11 protein-coding genes are annotated in these 10373 nt (G+C 65.0%); all 11 read left to right on the forward strand.

Features of this window, described 5'->3' with window-relative positions:
• Positions 1-48 precede the first annotated feature (48 nt).
• Complete coding sequence (locus CRJ03_RS12175; protein WP_104019124.1) at positions 49-489, forward strand: hypothetical protein; 441 nt, start codon at positions 49-51, stop codon at positions 487-489.
• Between the two features lie 35 nt (positions 490-524).
• Positions 525-998 (forward strand): hypothetical protein, encoded by a 474-nt coding sequence (locus CRJ03_RS12180; RefSeq protein WP_104019125.1) that lies wholly within the window; start codon positions 525-527, stop codon positions 996-998.
• An 8-nt stretch (positions 999-1006) separates the two neighbouring features.
• A complete protein-coding gene (locus CRJ03_RS12185) occupies positions 1007-1705 on the forward strand; it encodes a phage adaptor protein (protein ID WP_104019126.1) in 699 nt (232 codons plus the stop codon).
• 25 nt (positions 1706-1730) lie between these two features.
• Positions 1731-2390: a hypothetical protein gene (locus CRJ03_RS12190; RefSeq protein ID WP_104019127.1), complete on the forward strand. Its 660-nt coding sequence runs from the start codon at positions 1731-1733 to the stop codon at positions 2388-2390.
• 12 nt (positions 2391-2402) lie between these two features.
• Positions 2403-4196, forward strand: a complete 1794-nt coding sequence (locus CRJ03_RS12195; protein WP_104019128.1) for a DUF4214 domain-containing protein — start codon at positions 2403-2405, stop codon at positions 4194-4196.
• Positions 4197-4199: 3 nt separating this feature from the next.
• Positions 4200-5408 (forward strand): hypothetical protein, encoded by a 1209-nt coding sequence (locus CRJ03_RS12200; protein WP_104019129.1) that lies wholly within the window; start codon positions 4200-4202, stop codon positions 5406-5408.
• 2 nt (positions 5409-5410) lie between these two features.
• Positions 5411-6001 (forward strand): hypothetical protein, encoded by a 591-nt coding sequence (locus CRJ03_RS12205; RefSeq protein WP_104019130.1) that lies wholly within the window; start codon positions 5411-5413, stop codon positions 5999-6001.
• 105 nt (positions 6002-6106) lie between these two features.
• The gene (locus CRJ03_RS12210) at positions 6107-6568 is read left to right on the forward strand and encodes a hypothetical protein (protein WP_104019131.1); all 462 of its coding nucleotides are present in this window, start codon (positions 6107-6109) and stop codon (positions 6566-6568) included.
• Positions 6568-7620: a tail fiber domain-containing protein gene (locus CRJ03_RS12215; protein ID WP_104019132.1), complete on the forward strand. Its 1053-nt coding sequence runs from the start codon at positions 6568-6570 to the stop codon at positions 7618-7620. The genes CRJ03_RS12210 and CRJ03_RS12215 overlap by 1 nt, the downstream gene beginning before the upstream one ends.
• Positions 7620-8351, forward strand: coding sequence for a cell wall hydrolase (locus CRJ03_RS12220; RefSeq protein WP_104019133.1), 732 nt, complete (start codon positions 7620-7622; stop codon positions 8349-8351). Before CRJ03_RS12215 ends, CRJ03_RS12220 begins: the two co-directional genes overlap by 1 nt.
• A gap of 11 nt (positions 8352-8362) precedes the next feature.
• Positions 8363-10225 carry a hypothetical protein gene (locus tag CRJ03_RS12225; RefSeq protein ID WP_104019134.1) on the forward strand — a complete coding sequence of 621 codons (1863 nt, stop codon included), beginning with the start codon at positions 8363-8365 and terminating at the stop codon, positions 10223-10225.
• Positions 10226-10373: the final 148 nt, after the last annotated feature.

A 10373-nucleotide genomic window follows, 5' to 3' on the forward strand; every position in this document is an offset into this window, starting at 1 on the left:
GGAGCGCCCGCTTCGCTACGTAAACCGGACTGAAACAGGATCAGACCCATGCTCCAGCAAAACGATTTCGCATATGGCCGCGCCCAGCAGCCCGTCGGCTACGCCTTCGGCGTCGTCTGCGCCGCCATCCTCACCCACGAGTTCACCGAGGATTTCACCGCCGCGTCGGACGTCCTCGAGCTCGGCTTCCTGCCCGGCGGTGCGCAGGTCATCGGCGCGACCCTCATCGGCGAAGGGCTCGGCGTGATCACCGCCGATATCGGCACGATGGACGGCAAGGCGGGCGAGAACGACGCCACCCGCGCGCTCACCACCGACCTGCTCTTCGATGCCGTCTCCGTGAACGATGCCGAAAATGCCGCCACCGTGCTCAACTGCCTCGGGATCGCGCGCGCCGCGGACCATCGCGGGATCGGGGCCACTCTGAGCGGCGACGTGGCTGCGGGGGCGGGCAAGAAGATCACCGTCGTCCTCCAATACATCTACTGATCCCGCGCGGATCGAAACCAAAAGGGAGAAGCAAGATGCTGATCGTCTCCAAGATTCAGCGCACCGGTGGCAGCCGCGTGACAGTGGGCGGCTCTGATTACCATTTCGAGCCGCGCGGCCCGAAGGGAGAGCATGTCGCCGAGGTCGAAAACGAGGCGCACATCAAGCGCCTCCTTTCCGTCCCCGAGGGGTTCGAACCCTACGACCCCGGTGAGGCCAAGGACATCATGCCGGACCCGGACCCGGAGCCAACGCCCGAAGAACGCCTTGAATCGGCGATCGAGCCCGATGGCAACGATGAGGGCGTCGATGACGGCGACGACGACACCGCTGAAGACAGCCTCGAGAACAACGTCGAGCCCGACCAGGACGACGGCCTCGAGGATATGTCCGACCTCGATCTGTCGCACGCCTACAAGGACGAGTTCGACGCCATGCCGCGCAAGAACATGAAGCGCGAAACCATTATCCGGCACATCCGCAAGGCGCGCGCCGACGCTGAAATCTGAGGTTTCACATGCCCGCGCTCATTGCCAAAGACGTCCTTGAGCGCGCGCAGACGCTCCTGCAAGACCCAAACGGCACGCACTGGCCACTCCCCGAGTTGGCCAGTGCGCTCAATGACGCCCTTCTCGAAATCTGCCTCACGAAGCCGTCGGCCTGCGCCGAAACGGTCGTCCTGTCATTGCAGGAAGGCACATGGCAGACGCTCGATGCGGGGCAGACCCAACTCCTGCGCGTCGTGCGCAACATCACCAGTGGGGCCGGTGACGCCGTTCGCACCTCCAACCTGGCGATCACGCCCATCGAGCGGGACGCGCTCGACAACCAGATACCCGACTGGCACGACGCGACACGGCACCCGGCCTCGGCGACCGTCCTGCATGTCATGACGGACCCGATGAACCCCACCGATTTCTACGTCTACCCGGCCAACGACGGCAATGGGCAGATCGAAGCGATGGTGGCGGTCGAGCCGACGTCTGTCTCAATCCCCGGCGTGGGGCCGGACGTGCTGACCAACTACACCGACGAGGTCGATATCTCGCCCATCTACAAGTCGGCGCTGATTGACTACATCCTCTACCAGTCTCACGCCAAGGACATGCAGATGGCCGGCGCATCGCAGCGTGCGATGGCGCATTACCAGTCGTTCCTGTCGAAGCTCGGGGTGCGTCGCAAGGTCGAGGCCGTGGCCACCCCGGATTCCGCATGAAGCGCAAACCGAAGCAGGGGGCGCAATGTCGAGCACCATCAACCTGATCGAGTTCCTGCCGCTGGTGCGGCCGCACGCGCCCGGCGCGGCGATCCCCAACATGACGCAGGCGCTTCGCAAGGCAGCGATCGAGTTCTGCGAGAAAACCCGGTGCTGGCGCTACCGCGTCAACGTGCAGGTCACGCGCCAGGATTACCCCGTGGTGACGCCCGCTTATGCGGAGATCCACGAGATCGAGCGCGCCGAGTTCGATGGCAACCGCCTCACCCCGGTCGAATACGATGATCTGACCTTCCAGGAGCTTTCGCAGGCCGAGGCGGGCGTGCCGCACCTCATCACCCAGATGACCTATGACCAGGTCGCCATCGTGCCGTTTGCCACGGGCTCTTTGTCCCTTTCTCTGTTCCTCAAGCCCCGGCACGGGGACAATATGACCACCGGCACCGATGGCCTGCCGTCGAATTTTTACGATCTGGTGCCCGAGGTCTTGTATTCGCGCTTCGGGGAGACCATCGCATCGGGCGCGATCGCACGCCTTCTCATCATCCCGCAGCAGCCGTTCACCAACCTCGATCTGGCCGCCGTGCATCAGGCGAAATTCGAGGACGGCGTGAGCCGGTTCAACGCGGCCAACGTACGCGGACAGCACCGCGCCCGCCCGCGCGTCCGCGCAAGCTGGTTTTGAGGTGGCCGCTCCATGAGACTGCGCTTCACCACGTTCCAGGGCGAGCTCCCCCGGCTGCACAAGACGCTCCTGCCCGATGGCGCGGCACAGGTGGCGCTCGACACCAACCACGAACGCGGAACACTCAAATCGCTCCATGACGATCTCGCTCTGCACGACGCGAGCCCGTCCGTGCCTGCGGATTTCTACCTGCACAACGGCACGTCCTGGCTCACCTTCTCCAAGAACGTCGATGTCGTGCCCGGGCCCGTCGCCGATGATCGTCTTTACATCACCTATGATGATGGTTCTGCCCCGATCATGAAGGACATGAGCGACGGCGGCGCGGAGTATCCGCTGGCTCTGCCGACCCCGTCCGCAGCGCCGATCACGAGCATCGAGACCGCGTCGCAGGACGCCACCTATGGCGACCCTCAAACGCCTTACGATCCGGGTCTGACCAATACCGAGTTCATCACCGCGCTCTACAACGACGTGCTGGGCCGCGACCCCGATGCCGCCGGTCTGGCCTTCTGGGTGGGGCTTCTGGACGATGGATCGCTTACGCGCGAGGAAATAATCGACGAGTTTGCGAGTCGCGTGCCGCCCTCAACATCGCTGCCGCAGGAAGACCGAATCTACGTCTATACCTGGGTGTCCTCTTTCGACGAAGAAAGCCTGCCAAGCCCGCCCAGCACGTCGCTCACGGTGATCGAGGGAAGCACGGTCAACGTCTCCTTCATCGACCAGCCGCCCAGTGGCAGCCGGATCAACCGACTGCGCGTCTATGTCAGCCAGACCACCGCGCTCGGGGCCACGGAGTTCTTCTTCATCAAGGAGTTCGACATCGGTGTGACCGCCTACGTCCATGATTTCGAGACGGACCCGCTGCAAGAGCTTCTGCCGAGCGCATCCTACGATCCTCCCGTCACGGGCCTCGAGGGTGTCACGCGGATGCAGTCGGGGATGATGGCGGCGTTCAAGGGCAAGTCGGTGTATTTTTGCGAGCCATACCGGCCCCACGCATGGCCCCAGAGGTACGAGCTTCTGACCGAGAACGATGTCGTGGGTCTCGTTGCTTTCGGGTCCATGTTGGCCGTCCTGACCACCGGTGAGCCCTACATCGTGCAGGGGACAGCACCGGAAAACCTCATCATGGAGCGGATCGAGCAGAACGCCCCGTGCGTGTCGGCAGACGGGATTGTCGATCTCGGCTATGCTGCGGCCTATCCCAGCACGGACGGACTCATCACCCTATCGCAATCGAGCGGCGCACAGAACATCACGCGCGGGCTCTTCGAGCGGGACCAGTGGCGGGAGTTGAAACCAGAAACGTTCAGCGCGGGCGCACGGGACGGGGCCTATGTGTTCAGCTTCGATCCCGGCGACGGCGGCGGGCGTCAGACGGCCATGATCGCGCTCAATGCGCAGCAACCCAGCTATGTCCGCACGTCCAACGGCGCGGACAAGCTCAGGTTCGACGTCTACACCGGCAACCTGCACTACATCGACGGCTCGAGCATCATCAAGGAGTTCGCCAGCACGCAGGCCGGGTATCTGGCCGTCGATTGGCAGTCCAGGCAGGCGCACCTGCCGACACTGACCAGCTTTGCCGCGATCCTCGTAGAGGGAGAGGAATTGGCCGACCCATCAGGGTTCGAGGCGACTGTCTACCGCGATGGGGTAGAGCACACCACCATCACGACCCTGGGCGAGCCCGCCCGCCTTGCGTCGGGCCTCGGGCGGCGCTGGTCCGTGCGCGTGAAGGGGAAGGTCGAGATCACGCGGATCACGCTCGCGGGAGACATGACGGAAATCTGGGGGTGAGCCATGAACAACCGCCAGCAGCGTGATGTCGAGCGCCTGACAGGCCGCCGCCGCGACACGGCACAGCGGGCGATCCTGTGGTCCGAGCTCGAAACCCTTGCACAGAAGCTCTCGGGGATGCTCAGGACGCAGAAGGCCGCCAAGGTCATAGCGGAGCAACTGGACGGAACCTCTCTCAGCGAAACAGCGATCAACCGCTCCAACGCGATCCGTGAGGTCAACCAGCTTATCGACAGCACCAACGAGTTCATCGCGAACGAGGCGGCGCGGCTCGATGCGTCCGACCAGGCAATCATCGACACGAACATTGCCGCGGTCGAGGTGCGGCTTGATGACGCCGAGGTTGCCGTTCAGGACGAGATCACCGCGCGCACCGACGGGGACACCGCGCTCGGACAGCAGATCACGACGGTCGAGGCCAACCTTGCCGCCGCCGAAGCGAACGTCACGCAGAACGCCAGTGCGATCGCGACCATCGAGGGATTTCAGGCGGCAACCTATTCGCTACGGGTGGACGCGGGAGATGCCGAAGGCTCCCTCGAGCTTGTCGCCGCCGACGATCCGATCAACGGTCCCGCCAGCGCCGTGCGGATCAGGGCCGACAACATCCTTCTCGATGGCACAGTTCTTGCTCATCACATCGACGTGGCGTCTCTGGCTGCCGATGTGGGTTTTATCGGAGAGCTCACGACCAACACCGCGTTCATCGGCGATCTGACCGCGCAGACCGCGTTCATCCAGGACATCCAGGCTATCGACATTTCCGCCGACCGGATCACCAGCGGAAAGGTGGGGACTGATTTCATCGACTTTGACGGAACATCGCTGTCGAAGGACCCCGTGACCGGCTACCTGCAAGTAGCGGTCGAAGGCATCCAGACCTTCAACATCAAGCCCCAGGAGGTGACGACCGGCGGGTTTTCCGCGAACGGATCGGACTTCAACTTCACTGGCGTCGCCGGAGCGAAAGCGATGATTTGGGCCGCGGCGCAAGAAATAAACGGCGACCCGAATGGGGAAGCTGAAATCCGGCTTAATGGCACAACACTGGTTACAATTCCAGTCCCGCCGAGCACGGTTGTTTCGTTCTTTGCTTTCTCCAATCCGTCCGGAGCGGGCTCCGTAACAAGTGGCTCAAATACGGTCAGCCTGTTCATAAGTGGCGGCAGCGTGGAGAAACGCAACCTCATGGCCCTACAGGCAAAGGTTTAGCCATGACACTCGGAACGCATGTCACAGTCTATGATGCCGCAGGCGAAATCCTGCGCTGCGTCGCGGTGTTCGACCCGCGCGATGCGTCGATACAGGCCAAGGAAGGCGAGTTCTGGCTGCTTGGCAAGTCGGACCCTAAGCGCGACCGCGTCAATGCGGGCGTCATCGTGCGCAAGACAGCGGCTGAAATCGAGGTCATCGAATTTGCAGAGGCTTTGCCATCCGCAAAGCGCGAGATTGTCCTGCTGGTTCGCCAGAAGCGCCTCGAGTTCATCACGGATTTGCCCGCGCAGGTCGAGGTCTACAAAAAGAAGGAGGCCGAGGCTCGTGCCTATCTCGTCGACCCCGCGCCCGATCTGGCCGATTACCCCCGGCTCTCCGACGAGATAGGCATTACCGCCCCAACCGCGCAGGACTTGGCCACGCTCTGGGTGGCGATGGCCGACGCATGGGATGCGGCGGATCGCACCGTGGAGCGCGCACGCATGGAGGCGAAGGCTGCGCTTGCGGGCGCCACCACAACCGCTGAAGTGGACGCGGCCATGACGGCGCTGCGCGTGGCGCTCGACGCCGTCCAGCCGCCCGACCTTTGAAAAGCGCGTCCTTTCCCGCCCGGCCTACATATGGTATGAAACAGGTATCCCCGCGCAGGATGTGCGGCCAAAACGCTTACGATCAGGCGAAAGGCCAGCCATTCCATGCCGCTACCCAACGATCAGATTGACGATCTCGCCCGGGAATGGGCTCTGGGCGACGAGGACGCGGTGCGGTTCCTGGTCAATTTCATGCACATGGTGCGACTGGCCGACGACATCGCCGACGGTGATAGCGCCGCGCCGGTGCCGGACATGGCCAACCTGCTTGTGCGGGCCTGGCTCGAGCATTCGTGCAACCCCTTCTTCCAGAGGCACAGCGGCGCGCTTGGCGCTACGATGGCGAACGCGGTTCTCATGTGGGAGAAAAGCGAGGACTGGCGGCAGAGCGACAACCGCAAGACCCGCATGTTTGCCTTCGTGGCCCGAGAGACGGTCGAGCATGTCGCGCACACCGTTGCCTTCATCGTGGGCGGCTACCAGCACGCGAAGGAGGTAGCGCAGGAAATCCACGAGTTGAGCCATCAGGCGAGCGGCGAAACCTTCGAGGATTGGGAGGTAGAGTAATGGGAATTTATGGCGGCGGCAGCGCACCGAGCCCCGATCCCAAGATCGGCGAAGCCGCGATGAAATCGGCCGAGATCGGGGAAGACTATCTCGGCTTCATGCGCGAGCAGGCAAAAATCTCGAACAAGTGGGCCGAGGATGACCGTTCTCGCTACAAGAGCGTGTTCGAGCCACTACAGGACCAATACATCAACGAAGCACTGCAAGGGCCGGACTACGACGAGGTCGCGGGTTCTGTGCGCCGCGCCGGGGCTGATGCGCGCCGCCAGTTCAGCCTTGCACAGGGACAGGAAGAGCGCCGCCTTGCCGCCTCGGGTGTCGATCCCGCCTCGGGCCGGTCCCGCGAGGCCACCCGCCGCTCGGAATTGACCGAGGCTCTTGGCGTCGCCGGGGCGCGCAACACCACTCGGATCACCGAACGGGCTCGCGCCGAGGACAGGGCCGACGCCGAGACCGCGAACGCGATCAACATGGGCTCAGGTCTCGCCGTGAACCCGGCCACGTCGCTGGGCATTTCCAACAGCGCCAATTCGTCGGGCTTTCGCGGTGCGATGCAGGGCTACGGCCAGCAGGGGCAGTTGCTCAACACACAGTATCAGCAGCAGCTTCAATCGTGGCAGGCCGACCAGGCATCGTCCAACTCGATGTGGGGCGGCATCGGCAGTCTCGCGGGGCTCGGCATCTCGATGATGAGCTCCAAGGACTACAAGGAGGACAAGCGCCCGGCCCGCGGGGTGCTCGACACCCTCAAGGGGATGCCCGTGGAGGAATGGACCTACAAGAAGGGGATCGCGGACGAGGGCCGCCATATCGGGCCGTATGCCGAAGACTTCCATTCCGCCACCGGCAAGGGCGACGGCAAATCCATCCCGTTTCAGGATGCCCTGGGCGTCACGATGGGCGCGGTGCAGGAGCTTGCCGACAAGGTGGACAAGCTCGAGGGCGGCAAGACGCGCCGCAAGCGTCCCGGCGGGCGCGGCGTGATGGACACCGCGCCGCGTGAGGCGTCGGGCTCCGGCCCCGAGCCGCGCAGCATCGCGGGGGCGGCCTGATGGCGTTCGGATCGTTCCTCAGCGGCCTCGCGGGCGGGATTTCTTCGGGCGAAAACCTCAAGGAGCGGCGCAAGGAGCGCGGTGTCCTTGAGAGCCTGGCGAAGCAGGGCGGTGACGGCGATCACAAGCGCCCGGGCGAAGAGGGTTACAAGGGGACACCCCCGTTCGTGCCGGATAATGGCGGCGCCGGTGGGCGCGCTGGTGGAGGCGCTGTGCCCGAGAACGAGCGCGACCTTCTGGCCCTGACGCTGGATGCAGAGGCCGGGGGCGAGGGCTATGACGGGATGCTGGCCGCAGGCTCGGTCATCGCCAACCGGGCCAAGGAAGGCGGCTATGGCGGCGACGTGAAACAGGTCATCATGAAGCCGGGCCAGTTCAGCGCGTGGAACAGCGTCACGGGCTACGCCGGGGGCGAAGGCGGGCTCGACATGTCCAGCCGCAAGCCGTCGCAGGACGCCTACAGGGTGGCCGACGCGATCCTCTCGGGCGACTACCGGGACCCGACAGGTGGCGCGACGCACTATTACAACCCGGCGGCGGCCAGCCCGAAATGGGGGCAAGACGCGGGCGGCAACTGGCACCGCATCGGCAACCATGTGTTTGGTCGCGCTGATGCGGGACGCGACAGGTATGCTGGCCCGTCCAGCGGTGCCGCATCGAGCACACCGAAGCCGACCGAGCGCGGCGTGATGGGCCGGGGCGAAAGCCTCGTCACCCGCTATTACAGGTAAGGAGGACGCAGATGTCCGGGCTGGGATCATTCATTCAGGGCGCGTTCCAGGGCTACGAGTATGGCGAGTCGGTCAAGGACCGAAAGACGCAGCGCAAGCGCGACAAGGAGCGCCACGAGTGGGCGCGCGAGAACCAGGAATGGCGGCGCGAGAACAACGATTGGGCCTCCGACCAGCGTGATCGCCAGCGCGAGGCATGGGAGCGCGCGGACGATGAGCGTGACACCCTCTCCGACATCCACCGCGAGACGCGCGAAGGCTACGAATCCGGGACCGCTGCGCCCGAGCCACGCCCCGGCGAGGTCTCTTCGCGCGGCCCGACTGATGCGCGCCCCCAGGCACGCGGTGTCGTGGATGCGCCGTCCGACAGGCCACGTCCGCAGATGCGCCCGCGCTCCATCGCGCCGCAGCCCAGCGTAAGCTCCGAAGGCCCCCAACAGCCCGCAGTGCCCGGCCAGCAGGGGAAAGGACCGGTCGCGCCGCAACCGCCACAGGACGCGGCTCCGGCGATGCAGCAGCCCACGCAGACCATGCAGCCGGGCCGCTCCGTGCGCGGGGTGGCTGGCGAGCAGGGAGCGCCCATGCCGCGCATCTTCGCAGAGCATCCGCGCGCGCAACAGGCGGCACAGCAAGCCGGGATCGGCCTCGAGGCCCTTTGGGCGCGCATGAGGCCCGAAGGGCAACGCACCTTCATCGAAATGGACGGCGGGGCGGCGGGCCCACAACCCACGCCCACGCCGCCGCAGACACGCCCGCAGAGCGATCCGTCCGGTCGTCCGCAGATGGGCGCACGCCAACCGGCGGCACCCGAAGCACGCCCCGGCCCGCAGGCCCCCCAGCAGTTCCCGCAGGGCGGGGCTGTGCAGCGAGCGGCCCCCGATGGGCGCGGCGTTGCTCGCCAGACGGACGGCCCCGGCCCGATCAGCGGACCCGAGCAACCTGCGCCCCGTGATGCCGCGCAGCGACCGCCAGAGCGGCCCGGTGCGCCCGGCGCTGCCCCGAAGGTGGGCAATATCGACGTGCGCGAAGCGTCCACGGAGGAATTGGATGCGCAGGCCACCCAAAACCCGCCGGATCAGGGCGGGGCGCCATCGGTCGAGGCCGCCGGGGCGGCGGTGCAGGAGACCGCGCAATCCTCGCGCGGCGTTGTGGGGCAGGGGACTGGCAAGGTGAACCCGGAGGACGAAGAGCGCGCCTCGCAGACCTTCATGCAGTATTATGCCGAGAATGCCGCCCCGAAGATCGTGGAATACTACCTGTCGCAAGGCGACGTCGAGAAGGCGACCGCCTTCCAGGAATGGGCAGACAGCCAGAAGGTGAAAGGCCAGATGGCGAGCTGGTCGAAGGCGATCTGGGCGATCACAAACGGCGACGAGGACCGCTTCGTCGATCACCTCTCCGCGACCTACAACGCCATCGACGACGGCCTGTCGATCGACCCGAAAAAGACCAAGTTCAAGCACGACAAGGACGGCAATATCATCGGCGGCACACTGGCCGTCATCAACGACGAGACGGGCGAAACTTCGATCACCGAGTACGACAACCAGCAGGACATCGTGGAGATGGCGGTCTACGCCCTCGCGCCCGAGCAGACGTTCGAGTACCTGTGGGGCCTGAGCCAGCAGGCGCGAGAGTTGCGGATCAAGAAACAGGGCGGGATCGAGCCGCTTGACCTTGCCAAGGAGATCCGGCGCGAGGCGGACAGCATCCGCAGCTCGCAGGAGTTCGCATCCGCCGAGACGCGCATGTCCGAGCAGCAGATCGAAGAGATCGCGCGTCAGAATGTCTACCGTCGCCTCGGCGCGACCACTGGTGCGTCCACGGGACAAGATGCAGCGGTTGGGGCCGGGGAGCCCCCCAGACTTAGGTGATCTCGCTTGACCGGCGAATCGCGCCGCGCTATCTATCCTCGCAGGATCACCTTGCTTTTCATCCATCCTTGCGAGGGTGTCCTGTCCGACCAGATGGGGTCCGGTGCGCTCGTCGCACCGGACCTTTTCTTTTGCCGCTGCTTCCCTG

The organism is Roseovarius nitratireducens, assembly GCF_002925845.1.
Lineage (GTDB): Bacteria > Pseudomonadota > Alphaproteobacteria > Rhodobacterales > Rhodobacteraceae > Roseovarius > Roseovarius nitratireducens.

Coding starts and splice junctions, on each gene's coding strand:
- CRJ03_RS12190 (WP_104019127.1), top strand. CDS start 1,731: ATGTCGAGCACCATCAACCTGATCGAGTTCCTGCCGCTGGTGCGGCCG.
- CRJ03_RS12215 (WP_104019132.1), top strand. CDS start 6,568: ATGGGAATTTATGGCGGCGGCAGCGCACCGAGCCCCGATCCCAAGATC.
- CRJ03_RS12220 (WP_104019133.1), top strand. CDS start 7,620: ATGGCGTTCGGATCGTTCCTCAGCGGCCTCGCGGGCGGGATTTCTTCG.
- CRJ03_RS12225 (WP_104019134.1), top strand. CDS start 8,363: ATGTCCGGGCTGGGATCATTCATTCAGGGCGCGTTCCAGGGCTACGAG.
- CRJ03_RS12175 (WP_104019124.1), top strand. CDS start 49: ATGCTCCAGCAAAACGATTTCGCATATGGCCGCGCCCAGCAGCCCGTC.
- CRJ03_RS12205 (WP_104019130.1), top strand. CDS start 5,411: ATGACACTCGGAACGCATGTCACAGTCTATGATGCCGCAGGCGAAATC.
- CRJ03_RS12200 (WP_104019129.1), top strand. CDS start 4,200: ATGAACAACCGCCAGCAGCGTGATGTCGAGCGCCTGACAGGCCGCCGC.
- CRJ03_RS12180 (WP_104019125.1), top strand. CDS start 525: ATGCTGATCGTCTCCAAGATTCAGCGCACCGGTGGCAGCCGCGTGACA.
- CRJ03_RS12210 (WP_104019131.1), top strand. CDS start 6,107: ATGCCGCTACCCAACGATCAGATTGACGATCTCGCCCGGGAATGGGCT.
- CRJ03_RS12195 (WP_104019128.1), top strand. CDS start 2,403: ATGAGACTGCGCTTCACCACGTTCCAGGGCGAGCTCCCCCGGCTGCAC.
- CRJ03_RS12185 (WP_104019126.1), top strand. CDS start 1,007: ATGCCCGCGCTCATTGCCAAAGACGTCCTTGAGCGCGCGCAGACGCTC.